A 15856-nucleotide genomic window follows, 5' to 3' on the forward strand; every position below is an offset into this window, starting at 1 on the left:
TAATGATGAAAAGAATATTAAAAATATGTATAGTAATTGCGGGCCTCTTTAGTTTTTCGGGCTGTGAGGACTACCTTGATGTTAATACGAACCCAAACGGTCCAGATGCATTATTGCAACCGGAACTTTTCCTGCCTCAAATTCAGTCTGAATTAGCTGTGGCTGTTCAATGGGATGGTAGGTTTACCGGATTTTATACCCAAAACTGGATATATGCTTCCGGTGAGGCTTATTCTCTAAACCTGCACTCAAACCCTCTTTCAGATTTTTATGCTCAATTATGGAGAGCAGTTTATTGGAGTATGGGTTATAACCTTTCTGATATGATTGAAAGTGGTGAACTCAATGAAAAATATGATTTCGTGGGAGTTGGTAAGATACTTAGAGCCTACGGTTGGCAAATGCTTACCGATTATCACGGGCCTATAATTGTTACCGAGGCTTTTGACTCAGAAAAAAGGGTTTTTAATTATGATGAGCAACAAGTGGCTTATGAGGAAGTAAGAAGATTGCTTTTAGAAGGGATTGAAGCTCTTGAAAGAACCGACGGGCTAGGACCGGATGAATCGGGACTTCGCGAAGCCGATCTTATTTACCAGGGAGACCGCGATAAGTGGAAGAAATTTGCCTATGGATTATTAGCTATCAATGCTCATCGTCTAACTAACAAGAGCAGCTATGATCCTCAGGAAGTAATTGATTATGTAGATCAGGCTTTAGGCGGAAATCAGGATGATGCTCTTATCCGGTTTGAAGGAACGGTAAGTTCAAACACGAATTTTTTCGGCCCACGAAGGGGAAATATAGGTTATTACCGCCAGAGTAAATTTATTACCGGACTTCTTGACGGAACAAATCCAGTTTTCCAGGATAGTGACCTGGATGGCGCAGATCCTGTTTATGAGGGGCAACACGTGCACGATCCACGAATCACTTCTATGCTAGCGCCTTCTCCCGATGGGGAATATAGAGGAATAGATCCCGAAACGGGAATTAACGAATATGAAGCTGAAGAAGTACCAAAGAATTTCTGGAATGAAGAAGGCTACGTTGGAAGTAATCCAAGCCCACAAATTTATTTCTTTAATAATGATGCAGATTTCCCGTTAATGACCTTTGCGCAGCTGCAGTTTATTAAAGCTGAAGCCGCTTGGATAGCAGGAAACGAATCTCTTGCTCTGGATGCCTATAACACCGGGGTAGAAGCCCATATGGATTTCGCGAGAACTTATGCTCCTGATGCTGATCTTTTTGACCAGCGAAGAGCCTTGTATGAAACCAACAAGGAGTTATTCCCGGCTACTGCTGATGAACTTAACCTTTCTAAGATTATGCTTCAGAAATTTATTGCAACCTGGGGATGGGGATTCTTTGAATCCTGGTCTGATATGAGAAGATACCACTATGACCTGGATGTTGCTCCTGAAAATAAAGTTTATGTTGGTTTTGAACTACCTGAAACTTTTGCACCGGCTAATAACGAGAATCCTGCTTATAGAGCTCGCCCCAGGTTTAATTCAGAATATATGTGGAACCAGGAAGCCTTAGAAGCTCTGGATGCCTTTGAAGAAGATTATCATACTTACGAAACCTGGTTTAGTAAATCTGAATAAAAATTAAAATTATGAGAACGATATATAATAAGATCTTTTTGGTATTATTAACAGGCCTTCTTTTTGCGGCCTGTGAAGAAAATGCCATTCCGGAACTTGCCGAACCTCTACCGGATTCGGCCACTGAAGCAAAATTCTTTTTTCATGTAGAAGAAGCTCCTGAAGCTAACTTTTATGTTGCAGGGCAAAAAGCCACCTCGGCAGCATCTACCGATGAAACCCTAAAAGGCTTCAATTACGGTTCAATATTTCCATCCAATGCCTATGCAGTGGTTGAATCTGGAGATGTTGATATAGTAGCTGAGACCCTGGAAGGGGAGGCTCTGGCCACTACCAGTGCGAATTTTGAAGAGGACTCAAATTATTCTGTTTACCTGGTAGGTACAACCAATGCCTACGAAATATTTGTAATGGAAGACGAGCTGCCAGAGGTTGATACTGAACGAATCTACTGGAGGTTTGTTAACACTATGGCCGAAATGCCTTTTAGTGTTGATGCCTATGCCGTAAGAGGTGGAGAGGATCCTGCAGTTATTTCTTTAGGAAATAACCTCGATTTTAAACAAGCCGGCGATTATGTAGCTCTGGATCCCGGGAATTATACCTTTAAGGTGTTCGAATCTGGAAGCGAATACGATCCTGAAACCTCAGAGCCTTATATTCAACATAGTTTGAACCTTTCAAGCATGGGAAGAATTTACAGCACCCAGATTAGAGGGACCTATTCTGAAACTCCTGCATCTTCAAATATAGATTACTGGAGAGAATACTAATGATTATCAATCATTCAATAAAAGAGAAAGCGACACACCTTAAGTGTCCTTTCTCTTTTTCTTTTTCTGCTGAATAACTATTCAATTTATTCTGAAAATTATGAAACTCAGATCCATATTTCTCTTTTTGGTTTTAAGTATAATTCTTGTTTCCTGTAAATCTACTCAACCGGTACCGGAAATACCTTCAGAAGAGATCGAGACAAAAGACACCTTAGCTGCTTCTAAACCCGAGGTTTCTTCCGAAGTAAAAGAAGAAATGGTCGGGATCACTCCCTGGGATCCAAACACTCCCAAAAACATAGAAGAATTCCGTGCTGCCTGGGTAGCCACGGTTGCCAATATCAACTGGCCAAGCACACCGGGACTTCCCACTTCAGAGCAACAAAAGGAAGCCCTTGAATTACTTGATTATCTGGAAAACAACAATTTTAATGCAGTGATCTTCCAGGTTAGACCACAAGCCGATGCACTTTACGACAGTAAATTGGAACCCTGGTCCTACTACCTTACCGGGCAACAGGGAAAAGCTCCCGAGCCTTATTACGACCCGCTTAAATTCTGGATAAATGCAGCGCACGAGCGTGGACTGGAATTACATGTATGGTTAAATCCATATCGGGCTCATCATACCACCGGAAAAGAAATCAGTGAAAAATCTGTGATTAAAACAAATCCCGACCTCGTTGTAGAGCTTGAAAACGGAATGTGGTGGATGGATCCTGCCCAAAAAGGAACCCAGGATCTTTCATCGGCAGTGGTGATGGACCTGGTAAAGAGATATGACATAGATGGGATTCATTTTGATGATTATTTCTATCCTTATGATTCTTATAACAATGGAAAGGATTTCCCCGATGATAGAAGCTGGCGGGCATACCAGGCTGCAGGGGGAGAATTATCCCGTGGAGACTGGCGCCGGGAAAGCGTGAATACATTCATAAAAAGAGTATACAACGAAATAAAAGCAGAAAAACCTCATGTGAAATTCGGATTAAGTCCCTTTGGTATTTGGCGTCCCGGTTATCCTGAATCTGTAACCGGTTACGACCAGTATGAAAAACTTTATGCTGATGCCAGGCTCTGGCTGAATGAAGGATGGATAGATTATTACACCCCGCAGCTTTATTGGAAAATCAGTCAGCTAGGTCAGAGTTTTCCCGAATTATTGGGGTGGTGGCAAAGTGAAAACACCAAACAACGTCACTTATGGCCTGGAATGAATGTTGGCGGCGAAGGTGACCAAATGCATATTACCGAAGTAATCAACCAGATTATGATTACCCGTGGGATGCTGCCAAAGAGTAAAGGAGCAGTACATTGGAGCATTGGCCCCCTGTTAAAGCATAAAGAACTTTCAAATGCTTTAAGAGAAGGACCTTACCGTAAGAAGAGCCTCGTGCCGCCAAGTCCCTGGCTGGACAATGAATCTCCAAAAAAACCACAGGTCACCACTCGTGCCGAGAATGACAGACTGGTTATTTCCTGGGAGCATGAACAAGCAGATGCTGTTTTTCGCTGGGTGGTATATTTTAAATATGAAGAAGGAAACTGGGATTACAAGATTCTTAGTCGTGATGCCCGTTCGCAAAATTTACAAAGAATTGTAGGCGACCAAAATCGCAAGCTGGAGAAAATTGGCGTAACCGCCGTAGACCGGACCGGAAACCAAAGTAAATTCAAAGAGATTTTAATAAAATAAGCATCCTGTATGTCCCCCATTTTAGTTTTTAGCATCATCGCCGGATATTTTCTAATGTTGATGGCCATAAGCCATTTCACATCACGGAAAGCCGATAACGCTACTTACTTCACCGCAAACCGCCAGTCGCCCTGGTTCCTTGTGGCCTATGAAATGGTAGGGGCTTCTTTATCGGGGGTAACTTTTATCTCTGTTCCCGGGGAGGTTGGAAATTCCAACTGGACCTATTTGCAATTTGTGATGGGGAACCTGGTAGGGTATGCAGTAATTGCATTGGTGTTAATTCCATTATTCTATAAACTTCGGCTGATTTCCATTTATGAATACTTAAAAGATCGTTTCGGGCAGAGATCATACTATGCGGGAGCTTCATTTTTTCTTATTTCACAAACCATTGGCGCCTCTTTCAGGCTTTTTCTTGCCGCCTTAGTGTTGCAGATCGCTTTTTTCGATGCTTTTGGAATTCCCTTTTGGGCAACAGTTTTAATTACTATCGGTTTGATCTGGCTGTATACTTTCCGCGGAGGAATAAAAACAATTGTGTGGACCGATACCCTGCAAACAACATTCTTATTACTGGCCGTTCTCATCAGCATATTTGTAATCGTAGATCATATGGAGCTCGAGGCTACCCAGGTGTTCTCTGTAGTTTCTGAAAGCAGCATGTCTGATGTTTTCGATTGGGACTGGCGTTCCAATAGCAATTTTTTTAAGAGTTTTCTGGCCGGTATCTTTATTACCATTGCCATGAATGGACTGGACCAGAATGTGATGCAGAAAAATCTTACCTGTAAAAATCAAAAAGATGCCCAAAAGAATATCTTTTGGTTTTCAATCACTTTCTTTATTTCTACGGTGTTATTCCTGGCTTTGGGGGTTTTGCTTTATAAATATGCGATGGACCAGGGAATTGCAATCCCCGAACGCTCAGATGATCTTTATCCGCTCCTGGCGCTTAATCATTTTGGGATTCTTGCCGGTATCGTATTCCTGCTGGGAATAATCGCCGCGGCATTCTCCAGCGCCGATTCAGCTTTAACAGCTTTAACTACCTCATTTTGTGTAGATATCCTGGATATCGAAAAACGCAAAGGCAATCAGAAAAAAACCCGTATGCTGGTTCATATAGGCTTTACGATTTTAATGTTTTTCGTGATCGTGATCTTTAATGCGGTTAACGATAGCAGTGTAGTTAGCGCGGTGTTTAAAGTTGCAGGCTTTACCTATGGCCCTTTATTGGGGCTGTTTGTCTATGGTTTGCTTACTAGTAATCCGGTAAAAGACAAATGGGTACCTCTGGTATGCCTTATCTCTCCAATTATTTCGGTAATTTTAGACTGGAACTCTGCAGAGTGGTTTAATGGATATCAGTTTGGTTTCGAAATACTTCTGGTAAACGCTGCCATTACGATAATTGGGCTTTTTGCTCTTTATAGAGCAAGGTCAATAAATATTTAATTTAAACAAATGAAAGCATTTTCGAACTTCATAATCTTAATGCTATTTCTTGCTATCCCTATTTCAGTATGGGGGCAAGATGGGGAGGATGTTTTTATCAGGTTAAACCAGGCAGGTTATTTAGAGGAAGACACTAAAGTGGCCGTGGTTTTTTCAGCTAAAAGGCCTGATGGAAGATTCATTATAATTAATGCGGAAACAGCAGAAGAAATATATAATGGAAAACTTCAACCCCAAAATAGGGGAGATTGGGGTAATTTTAAACATTATTTTAAAGCTGATTTTTCTGAGGTTGCTACGCCGGGCAACTATTATCTCTTAATAGAAAATCCAGTTGTAAAATCGGCTGAATTTGGTATAGGCCGGGACTTTTCCTATAAAAATCACCACGAAGATTTGATAGGATTTATGCGCCAGCAGCGATGCGGGTATAATCCTTTTTTGGATATGGTTTGCCACCAGCGCGATGGGCGCAGCATGTTTGGACCTATGCCCGATTCTACTTTCGTAGACTTTAGTGGGGGCTGGCATGATGCGGGAGATCAATTGAAATATTTAATCACTTCCAGTAACGCGACCGCAAAAATGTTGAAAGCCTACGAACTTATTCCCGAAAAGTTCGCAGACAAGGTAAATGCATTAGGGCAGGAGGGAAGCAATGGCATTCCAGATGTTTTAGACGAGGCCAAATGGGGTTTAGACTGGATCCATAAAATGCACAGTGGGCCAGGCGAACTTTTTCACCAGGTAGCCGATGACAGGGATCATTTAGGAATGAAATGGCCCGACAAAGATTCATCAGATTATGGATGGGGACCAAATTCCTATCGTGTTGCTTATTTTGCCACCGGAGAACCTCAGGGACTCAGGGAATATAAAAGTAAAGCAACCGGAATTGCAAACCTCGCCGGAAGATCTGCTGCTGCAATGGCCCTGGGTGCACGAATCTGGGAAGATTTCGATCCGGTTTTTGCTGAAAAATGCCGGGTTGCAGCTATAGACCTGTATGAATTGGGAAAAAGACAGGAAGGATTTCAGCAGGGAAATTCTTACGGTGCTCCCTATCGTTACAATGAAGATACCTGGGCGGATGATATGGAATGGGCAGCGGCCGAATTATTCATAAATACAAGGGAAGATATCTTCCTAAACGATGCTAAACGCTATGCCCAAATGGCCAATTCGGTTTCCTGGATGGATAAGGAAGATGCCGATCATTATCGGTTTTATCCGTTTTTTAATATCGGGCATTTTGTGCTTTACGAACATGTTGATAAAGATTTTCAACAGAAACTGGCGCAGTATTATCGCCATGGGATTGATGCTACCCTTAAGCGGGGTCAGGGAAACCCCTTTCAAATAGGCGTGCCCTTTATCTGGTGCTCCAATAATTTAGCTACTAATCTTATCACCCAGATAATTCTTTATGAAGAGATGACCGGCGAAAATCAATATCACGATTTCATGCTTGCTCAACGGGATTGGCTTTTGGGAAATAATCCCTGGGGAACTTCAATGTTTATGAATATTCCGGAAAAGGGAGAATATCCGGAAGAGGTACATACCAGTATCTGGTATCTTACCGGAAAGGAAGTTCCGGGTGGATTGGTGGATGGCCCGGTTTACAAAAGCGTTTATGAAAATTTGAAAGGCCTAAGCCTGAAAGAGGATGATGAATTTGCTCAATTTCAGACTGATTTTGTAGTTTACCACGATGATTTTGGAGATTATTCCACCAACGAACCAACTATGGATGGTACCGCCGATGCGATCTTCTTTATGGCTTGGTTTGCTAAGGATGCAGAAAATAAAATTGACTAAAACCTGAATTATGAAGCTCGAATTCCATCCGTATAATTTAGAATTAAAAAATACCTTCACCATTAGCCATGGCTCCCGGGATTTTCAACCCACCTTGATCGTTGCTGTGAGTGACGGCGGGCATACAGGTTACGGGGAAGCGACAGCCACTTCCTATTATGGGGTTAGCATAGAAAAGATGCAGCAGGATATTAGGGAACTGGAACCTTTGTTAGCCGAAAATATTCATAAAACTCCTGAAGAGATCTGGGAACTTACCTGGCCAATGCTAAAGCAGAATCCCTTCGCGCAGTGTGCTCTTGATATAGCCCTGCATGATCTTCACGGAAAAAGAAACGGGCAGCCGCTTTATAAAATGTGGGGACTCGATGTCAGCAATATACCGCTTACTAATTATACGATTGGGATTGATACTGTTGAAAAAATGGTGCAAAAGATCAAAGATTTCCCCTGGCCCCTTTATAAGATCAAACTCGGCACTCAAGACGACGTGGCTATTGTTCGTGAACTTAGAAAACACACCAAATCAGTTTTTCGGGTGGATGCTAACGCGGCCTGGACGGCAGACCAAGCCATAGAAAATGCAAATGCCTTGAAGGAACTAAATGTTGAGTTCCTGGAACAACCCTTAAAAGCCGATGATTGGGAGGGAATGAAAAAACTCTATAAAGAATCGGTGCTGCCACTAATTGCGGATGAAAGTTGTATCGTGGAAAGCGATGTGGAAAAATGTGCCGGACATTTTCATGGGATTAATATCAAACTCACCAAATGTGGTGGTCTCACTCCCGGGAAAAGAATGATCGAAAAAGCTAAAAAACTCGGCCTGAAAGTTATGGTGGGATGTATGACCGAATCTACCGTTGGAATTTCTGCAATTGCACAATTACTACCACTGCTGGATTATGTAGATATGGACGGAGGGCTTCTGATTAAAAATGATATCGCCGATGGGGTAAAGGTCTATGATGAAAAAGTCCATTTCCCCGAGAGGAACGGTACCGGCGCTGAATTATATGAAAAACAAAAAAAAAGCTGAAATTAGCTGTTATTCTGAATTTGCTTCAGAATAAAAAAAAAATAGGAATATTAGATTTTAAATAAAAAAATAATGAAGCTACTTAGAAAAATTTACCTCCCATTTGCTCTTTTAATCTTACTTGCTGCTTCTTCTTGCGAAGAAAAAAGTCAGAAGGAGGAGAAAAACCCTACCGATGAGTATATAGCCGAAGTAAAAAAAGAATACGCACCCGATGGAAGAGTAGCCCTTTTTGATGTGAAAACCGAAAAACAGGGAGACTCTTATATTCTCAAAGGAGAATCAAACGATCCCGAAGCGGTTGAAAGCCTCAGGCAGAAACTGGAAGCAGAAAACATAAAATTTACCGACAGGATACGTTTGCTGCCAGATGCCGAAGAACTGGAAAACAAAACCAGGGGAGTGGTGAAGATCTCGGTGGCTAATATACGGGATGAACCCAAACATTCGGCCCAGCTGGTAACCCAGGCTACCTTAGGGATGCCGTTAAAGGTATTAAAGAAACAGGGGGGCTGGTATTATGTTCAAACTCCGGAAGCTTACCTTGGATGGGTAGATTACGGTGGGATTCATAATATGAATGAGGAAGAACTCAGGTCCTGGAAACAAAAAGATAAACTCATTTACCTTGAAACTGTCGGGTTTTCTTATGAAGAACCCAACTCCGACTCTCAAAGAGTATCCGATCTTGTTTCAGGAAATATTTTAGAGCTCGTAGAGCGCCGTGGGAAGTTTTATGAGGTGAAGTATCCTAATGGGAAGAGAGCCTTCGTAGAAACCGCTTATGCGCAACCTTATCAGGACTGGTTGGCAAATCTCGAAGCCACCGAAGAAGATCTGGTAGCTACAGGAAAAGACCTAATGGGCGCTCCTTATCTTTGGGGTGGGACCTCACCAAAAGGGATGGATTGCAGTGGCTTTACCAAAACTGTATTTTTCATGAATGGGGTAGTGCTTCCCAGGGATGCCTCCCAGCAAATTCACACCGGAGAAGAAGTTGATACCGAAAGGAATTTTGAGAACCTTGAAAAAGGGGATCTGCTTTTCTTCGGAAAACCCGCCACCGATTCTACTGCTGAAAGAGTAATTCATGTGGGAATGTGGATAGGCGATAATAAATTCATCCATTCTATGGGAAATGTACACATCAGTAATTTCGATAAGGATGCTGAAGATTTCGACGAATACAATTATAATCGCTATTTACGAACAAAAAGAGTTTTAAACAAGGAAGATAAAGGCTTGATATACCTAAGGCAATCAGACCTTTTTACTTTGCCTGAAGCCGAAGAAGTGAAGATGTAAAAAATAAATGCTCCATAAATTAAAAAGCCTCCCAATTAAGGGAGGCTTTTGAATTTTAATATAGTAAATATTGAGACCTCAGCTTTTTAAAAAATTCCAGATCATCCTGCCAGGTCTGAATAATTTCCCGAGGCTTTTTCCCGGCATCAAGAGCTTCACGCACTAAAGATGTTTTTAAAAGTCCGTCCAGCCTTTCTTTGCGCCACTCCAATTGTTCGGGATAAAGTTTTTTAAGGGCATGAAGCATATAGATACCCGCTTCTACAGATTTAAAGTTATCCCTGTTAGTTAAGGTCAATTCTACTGCGGGAATCTCTTCCCCCATAAATTTTGGCGGATAGATTTCGATGCCGTCTACCATTTGCTGTGCGGTGATTTGGGTGGTTTTGTACGAAATCCCCTTCAAGTTATAAGACTCGAGCTGGGTTATTAGATCTTCTGGATGGACCCAGGGAGCTGCGATAAGCTCGAAAGGCTTTAGAGTTCCGCGGCCTTCTGAAACATTGGTGCCTTCCAGTAAACAGGTTGCCGGATAAAAGGTAGCGGTAGTTAGATTAAGCATATTTGGAGAAGGCTTAATCCAGGGCAGGCCGGTTTGATCATACCAAAGTTCACGCTTATAATTTTCCATTGGAATAACCTTTAAATCTGCTGAGAGCAATCCGGAATTTTCTCTTTCCTTATTGAACATTGTTGCGAGTTCCCCAACGGTCATTCCGTGAGTGATAGGTAACATATCGATATCTGTAACAGGCTCTCCTGGTTTTCCAACGGGACCATCTACGTATCTACCTCCAATTGCATTGGGGCGATCCAGCACTATAAAGGGAACATTGTTCTCTGCAGCAGCTTCCTGTACCAGAAGCATGGTTTTTATGTAGGTATAGAATCGGGCACCAATATCCTGAATGTCGAACACCAGTACCTCTACATCCTTTAGCATTTCAGCTGTGGGTTTTCGGGTCTTTCCGTACAGGGAGACCACTGGAAGACCTGTTTTTTCATCTTTTGAATCGCTTACGTGAGTATCCTCTTCACCGCGAATTCCATGTTCCGGACCGAAAAGCATGGTGAGCTCTGTTTCAGGGTTTTGATAAAGAAGATCAACCAGATGGTCTCCATTAGGCAGTAGCCCAGTGTGGTTGGTAACCAGGCCGATTTTCTTGTCTTTGATCAAATTAAAATATTCGGCCTCAAAAAGTCTTTCAGCACCAATTTTTACCGGGTTTTTGACTTTCAGTAAAGCTAATTTCGAATATAAGTCGCCCCCCGGGCAGGTTGTTTCTGCCTGATCTTTATGTCCGCTGATGGTCTCCCGTGAAATATCATATTTCGAAGAAAGGAAGCTTACCAGTTTATTAAGGCTCTCCCATTGTTGAGGTAATAGCTTCTCTTTGTTGAAATCGCCTTCCACAACGATCAGGACGTGGCCATTTAAATCATAATCGGTATTAGAATCCCCCTGAAAGTTAATATCCCGGCCTTCTGCGATCTTCCCGCTGGTGCCTATATAAAAATGATAAGGCACATCGGGCCAGGCTTTTTTAACACTGCCATCGGCCATTGGGGAGTCATTTTGGGAAAAATTCTGCAGCGCCTGAAGTTTCTCTTCAATAGAGCGTTGAGGTTTTTGGGGCATTCCCGTGTGATGTATGGTAATAAACTGCGGCTTATGAGGGATCATTTGCATCACCGGCTCTTTTGCTTTCCAGTTTTCCCTTGTAATAACAGCTAATTCACTTTCTTCAATAATTTGTGCTGAAGAGGACAAAACGCAAAAAAACACTAAGATGAAATTGATAAACCCGATTCTAAACATAAAGCCGCAGTTATAAATATTTCTGATACAAATTGTAAAGTATTTTTAAATCGTCTTCATTAAGAGGAGATTGGATATCTTCCTGAATAAAATGAAGTTTAAATGATTGTAGGGCTGCTGCCATATTACTGGTGTCAAAACCAATTATTCTCAAGGCCATTTCCACATCGAAAGTTGCAGGAATCACTTCAGGGAAAAGTATTTTATCCAGGAAAGAAATTCGTTGGGTTAAAATAGAATTTCTCCCTATTGCCAGGGGGTTTGGCCGAAAGAATTCAGCTTCTGTTTTAAGGCTTTTCACTTCCTCTTCGTTATACCAGAGGCCGTAGCCTTCTTCAGCGAGCCTTTCCCAGGGGAAAGTGGCATTAGGATCTACCTTGCGTCCCGGAGCGATATCTGAATGGCCCACGAAATTTTCAGCGGGGATCTTATAATCTTCTTTGAGACTTTCTAAAACCGCCAGCAGGCTCTGGATCTGGGCTTCAGAGAATTCCTCAGAGCCGTTGTTATCCAGTTCAATCCCAATGGAGGAGGAGTTGAGGTCGGAGTTATTTCCCCATTTTCCTACTCCGGCATGCCATCCGCGGAAGTAATCATTCAGCATATGATACACCTCGCCCTCACGACCAATAACATAATGCGAACTCACCTGCGTTCGCGACAGCGTAAAAGTTTTTAGGGTTTGCTGAACCGAATCCTGCGCGGTGTGATGAATTACCACATAATTGGGTTTACGCAGGTTAAAATTAGTAGTTCCCACCCGGTACTCACCATAATCGAGTGCGGATCCATCAGACTTTTCCGGGAGTGGGAACTTGCTTAATTGCTTTGTGTAGGCTTTTGCCTGTTTTTTATAGACCCGGTTGGTTTTGGAATATGGATTGGAGGCACAGCTTGCCAAAACCAATAAAAGAAGGACTATATTAAGTAGGGCAAATCCTCTTCTCATAGCAATAAGGCTTAATGTTATAATTTCCAGCGTACAAAAGCTTCCATAGCCTCATAATTTGCGAGGCCAAGTTTATCGTAGGCTTCCGCAGTTTCACGGTTTCGCTCTTCTGCACGTACCCAGAACTCTCTTTCATCATCGCCGGGAAATACAGGACGATCTTTTTGAGATTGATGCTGAAATATGGCTTTTCTTTTTCGTTGTACTTCCTGTGGAGAAAGCGGCACAGCCATTTCGATCTCGTGGATCTCGAATTCCTGCCATGCGCCACGATACATCCATAACCAGCAGTCTTTGGTCCATTCTTCGGTCTTGCGGAGCCTGGTAAGTGCCTCGAGGATTATTCGGAAACAAACGATATGGGTTCCGTGGGGATCGGCGAAATCACCTGCGGCAAAAACCTGATGTGGTTTTATTTGCTGAAGCAATTCCATAGTAAGTTTCACATCTTTTTCGGTAACGGGATTTTTCACCCTTTTTCCGGTTTCATAAAATGGCAGGGCCATAAAATGAATGTTTTTGTCTTTCAAGCCGGCAAATCGCGCTCCTGCAATCGCCTCAGATTTCCTGATGAAGGCTTTTACATCCTGGATTTCCTGAAGATCAATATCGTTTGGTTGTTTGTCTTCAAGAGAACGGCGCATTTTCTCATAGGTAGCTTCTAATTTTTCAACATTTTCGCCACGGCTTCGGTTAAAGTCTATAGCGAATTCTACGTATCGAAGCACATCCGTATCCCAAACAGCCGTGTTTCCTGAGGTTTGATAGGCTACATGCACCTCATGCCCCTGATCTACCAGGCGTATAAAAGTACCTCCCATAGAGATCACATCATCATCTGGGTGCGGCGAGAAAATAAGCGAACGTTTTTGGGCCGGTTCTTTTCTTTCAGGCCTTTGGGTATCATCGGCATTTGGTTTTCCCCCGGGCCATCCTGTAATGCTATGCTGTAGCTGATTGAATACATCAATATTGATGTTGTAAGCAGGTCCAAAATCGGTGGCGAGCTGGGCCATCCCGTTATTGTTGTAATCTTCGTCGGTAAGTTTAAGGATGGGCTTTTTAACTTCTGAAGAAAGCCAAATAACTGCCTTTTTGATAAGTTGTTTATCCCATACGCAGTCTTTTACCAACCATGGGGTATTGAAACGGGTGAGTTCAGAAGCGGCATCTTCATCTAAAATAAACTCTACATTTTCTGAAAGTTGAAGGTAAGTGGCAGGAACATTCCCAGAAATTTCTCCTTCAACGGCTTTCCTGATAATCGGTGCTTTTTTGCGACTCCAGGCCATCAGGATGATTTCGCGGGCCTTAAAGATTGTTCCAATACCCATAGTAATTGCCTTGGTGGGTACATTTTCTTTTCCTCCAAAATCACGGGAGGCATCGCGACGGGTAAGATCGTCTAAAGTGACCAGGCGGGTTCCTGAGTTTGGGGCCGATCCCGGTTCGTTGAAACCGATGTGCCCGGTTCTACCAATCCCTAATACCTGAAGGTCTAGACCACCAAGTTCTCCAATCTTATTTTCATAGGCTATACAGTAATCGGCAATATCTTCTTTTGCCAGAGTACCATCCGGAATGTGAATATTCTCTCGTTTTATATCGATGTGCCCAAAGAGATTTTCATCCATAAAACGAACATAACTTTGTTTAGCATCGGGTTGCATCGGGTAATACTCGTCCAGGTTGAAGGTAATCACATTCTGAAAACTCAGCCCTTCTTCTTTGTGTAGGCGCACCAGTTCTTCATACACCTCAATTGGGGTAGCACCTGTTGCAAGTCCCAACACGGCATTTTCACCTTTTTCCTGCTTTTTTTTAATAAGTGTTGCTATTCTTGCTGCTACAGTTTTTGAAGCTATGTGCTCATCTGGATAAACGCTAACCGGTAGCTTTTCGAAACGTGTTTCTTCTAAGAGGTTTAATCTGGCCATAATTTAGTGCTAATTCGGAATTTTTAATTGATGTAAGATTTAACCAGGGCCACCTGGTCTTTAAATATATCGTCCATGACTGCGATGGTACCCCCAAACAAACTTGAATTAGACCCTAATTCTGATAGTTCGATCTTAGTTCGTTCTTTGAGCTGCATCATGCAGTAGGTGTTCATTGATTGGTGGATTGGGGTAGTGATAAACTGTTTGGCTTCGGCGATCTTACCCTCCAGGATAACCAGTTCTGGATTAAATATTTGAATAAGAATGGCAATTCCTTTTCCAAGCTTGATTCCAATCTCCGAAAGTACATTAATAGCAAACTGATCCCCTTTGTTGGCAGCTTCTATAATCACTTCGGGTTCTAATTTGTCCATCTCTTTCTGGCTCAAATTATTTAATACTGAAGTCTGTCCCGCTTTAAGTCCTTCTTTGGCTTTTCTAACCAGAGCGAGCCCCGAGGCTTCTGTTTCCAGGCAACCTCTTTTTCCGCAGTGGCAAAGCAAGCCATCTTCGGTCATTGGGATATGACCGAATTCCCCGGCGAAGCCAGATTCCCCCGAATGCATTTTACCACCCATAATAATTCCCAATCCAATGCCCCAGTCCATAGAAATTACAAGCACGTTGCTTTTATCGCGAGCCAACCCAAAACGGAATTCGGCTAAACAGGCACTTTTTGCATCATTAAGGATCACCACAGATTTTTTGAATTTCTTTTCAAATCTACCTTTTAACGATTCGGGTTCCTGTTCGCTTAAATAATAGGTGAAGTTCTTACCTGCCTCGGCAGAAACAAGCCCAGGCATACTAATAGCCACACCCATTAAATCACTCATTTTTATTTTGGCCGATTTAAGCAGCTTCTGGGACTGCTCAAAAAGTAAATCTACAATATTGGAATCGGGAGAAATTTCCCTGGTTAAAACACTTTCTTTAACAATGCTGTGATTATTGTCTATGACTGCCAGTTTTATTCTGAAACGTTCAATGTGGATGCTTAGCACAAAAAAAGAATGTTCCTGCATCCCATAAAGGTCGGGTTTGCGTCCGCCTTCAGATTTTCCCCTCCCGGTTTTAGACACAATTCCATCCTCTATCATCTGGTTTAAAAGAGACATGGAGGTAGGTAAACTCACATTAAACCTGCTGCATATCTCGGCGTTGGAAGTGTTTCCGTTTAAAAACAGATGTTTTACGATTTTTAGCTTTTGCAAATATTTCTTGCGTTCTACATTGCTGATATGAGCAAGTTTTTCTTCATCTAAGAGAAAATCCTGTAGTTTTTTTGGCATGTGTGGTTTTTTTGGTTTGAATTAAAGAACTATCGCTAAATTTAAAATCTTTTTAAAATTAAGCCTCTAATTCAGAATTAAAAATAGATAAAAAAAATATTCTGAGAAATACTTTTTCAATTTTTTTATAAAAGATCATTTATTT

At 42.1% G+C, this 15856-nt stretch carries 11 protein-coding genes; 7 read left to right on the forward strand and 4 right to left on the reverse strand.

Annotated features, from left to right (window positions below):
- The first annotated feature begins 2 nt into the window (after positions 1 to 2).
- From BUW93_RS00645 to BUW93_RS00675, 7 genes are all read left to right on the forward strand, one after another.
- Positions 3 to 1613, forward strand: a complete 1611-nt coding sequence (locus tag BUW93_RS00645) for a SusD/RagB family nutrient-binding outer membrane lipoprotein (RefSeq protein WP_198536966.1) — start codon at positions 3 to 5, stop codon at positions 1611 to 1613.
- A gap of 11 nt (positions 1614 to 1624) precedes the next feature.
- On the forward strand, positions 1625 to 2386 hold the full coding sequence (locus BUW93_RS00650) for a DUF4397 domain-containing protein (protein ID WP_081208207.1): 762 nt from the start codon (positions 1625 to 1627) through the stop codon (positions 2384 to 2386).
- A gap of 100 nt (positions 2387 to 2486) precedes the next feature.
- On the forward strand, positions 2487 to 4088 hold the full coding sequence (locus BUW93_RS00655) for a glycoside hydrolase family 10 protein (protein WP_081208209.1): 1602 nt from the start codon (positions 2487 to 2489) through the stop codon (positions 4086 to 4088).
- Between the two features lie 9 nt (positions 4089 to 4097).
- The gene (locus tag BUW93_RS00660) at positions 4098 to 5546 is read left to right on the forward strand and encodes a sodium:solute symporter (RefSeq protein ID WP_081208211.1); all 1449 of its coding nucleotides are present in this window, start codon (positions 4098 to 4100) and stop codon (positions 5544 to 5546) included.
- Positions 5547 to 5555: 9 nt separating this feature from the next.
- Entirely contained in the window at positions 5556 to 7367 is a 1812-nt protein-coding gene (locus BUW93_RS00665) for a glycoside hydrolase family 9 protein (protein WP_081208213.1), read from the forward strand.
- 10 nt (positions 7368 to 7377) lie between these two features.
- Positions 7378 to 8406 carry a dipeptide epimerase gene (locus tag BUW93_RS00670; RefSeq protein ID WP_081208215.1) on the forward strand — a complete coding sequence of 343 codons (1029 nt, stop codon included), beginning with the start codon at positions 7378 to 7380 and terminating at the stop codon, positions 8404 to 8406.
- Positions 8407 to 8478: 72 nt separating this feature from the next.
- Positions 8479 to 9711, forward strand: coding sequence for a C40 family peptidase (locus tag BUW93_RS00675; RefSeq protein WP_081208217.1), 1233 nt, complete (start codon positions 8479 to 8481; stop codon positions 9709 to 9711).
- Between the two features lie 55 nt (positions 9712 to 9766).
- Here BUW93_RS00675 and BUW93_RS00680 read toward each other — a convergent pair whose 3' ends face one another.
- The 4 genes from BUW93_RS00680 to BUW93_RS00695 are packed head-to-tail and all read right to left on the reverse strand — an operon-like array spanning position 9767 to position 15711.
- Positions 9767 to 11530: an exo-beta-N-acetylmuramidase NamZ domain-containing protein gene (locus BUW93_RS00680; protein ID WP_081208219.1), complete on the reverse strand. Its 1764-nt coding sequence runs from the start codon at positions 11528 to 11530 to the stop codon at positions 9767 to 9769.
- Between the two features lie 10 nt (positions 11531 to 11540).
- Positions 11541 to 12479, reverse strand: a complete 939-nt coding sequence (locus BUW93_RS00685; RefSeq protein WP_081208221.1) for an N-acetylmuramoyl-L-alanine amidase — start codon at positions 12477 to 12479, stop codon at positions 11541 to 11543.
- Between the two features lie 17 nt (positions 12480 to 12496).
- Positions 12497 to 14416 carry a glucosamine-6-phosphate deaminase gene (gene nagB / locus BUW93_RS00690; protein WP_081208223.1) on the reverse strand — a complete coding sequence of 640 codons (1920 nt, stop codon included), beginning with the start codon at positions 14414 to 14416 and terminating at the stop codon, positions 12497 to 12499.
- A gap of 23 nt (positions 14417 to 14439) precedes the next feature.
- The gene (locus BUW93_RS00695) at positions 14440 to 15711 is read right to left on the reverse strand and encodes an ROK family transcriptional regulator (RefSeq protein ID WP_081208225.1); all 1272 of its coding nucleotides are present in this window, start codon (positions 15709 to 15711) and stop codon (positions 14440 to 14442) included.
- Positions 15712 to 15856: the final 145 nt, after the last annotated feature.

Origin of the sequence: Salegentibacter sediminis, from assembly GCF_002078605.1 — a bacterium.
GTDB classification, from domain to species: Bacteria; Bacteroidota; Bacteroidia; order Flavobacteriales; family Flavobacteriaceae; genus Salegentibacter; species Salegentibacter sediminis.

Excerpts from the sequence above, each read along its gene's own strand:
- BUW93_RS00645 (WP_198536966.1), top strand. The coding sequence starts at position 3 with ATGATGAAAAGAATATTAAAAATATGTATAGTAATTGCGGGCCTCTTT.
- BUW93_RS00650 (WP_081208207.1), top strand. The coding sequence starts at position 1,625 with ATGAGAACGATATATAATAAGATCTTTTTGGTATTATTAACAGGCCTT.
- BUW93_RS00655 (WP_081208209.1), top strand. The coding sequence starts at position 2,487 with ATGAAACTCAGATCCATATTTCTCTTTTTGGTTTTAAGTATAATTCTT.
- BUW93_RS00660 (WP_081208211.1), top strand. The coding sequence starts at position 4,098 with ATGTCCCCCATTTTAGTTTTTAGCATCATCGCCGGATATTTTCTAATG.
- BUW93_RS00665 (WP_081208213.1), top strand. The coding sequence starts at position 5,556 with ATGAAAGCATTTTCGAACTTCATAATCTTAATGCTATTTCTTGCTATC.
- BUW93_RS00670 (WP_081208215.1), top strand. The coding sequence starts at position 7,378 with ATGAAGCTCGAATTCCATCCGTATAATTTAGAATTAAAAAATACCTTC.
- BUW93_RS00675 (WP_081208217.1), top strand. The coding sequence starts at position 8,479 with ATGAAGCTACTTAGAAAAATTTACCTCCCATTTGCTCTTTTAATCTTA.
- BUW93_RS00680 (WP_081208219.1), bottom strand. The coding sequence starts at position 11,530 with ATGTTTAGAATCGGGTTTATCAATTTCATCTTAGTGTTTTTTTGCGTT.
- BUW93_RS00685 (WP_081208221.1), bottom strand. The coding sequence starts at position 12,479 with ATGAGAAGAGGATTTGCCCTACTTAATATAGTCCTTCTTTTATTGGTT.
- nagB (WP_081208223.1), bottom strand. The coding sequence starts at position 14,416 with ATGGCCAGATTAAACCTCTTAGAAGAAACACGTTTCGAAAAGCTACCG.
- BUW93_RS00695 (WP_081208225.1), bottom strand. The coding sequence starts at position 15,711 with ATGCCAAAAAAACTACAGGATTTTCTCTTAGATGAAGAAAAACTTGCT.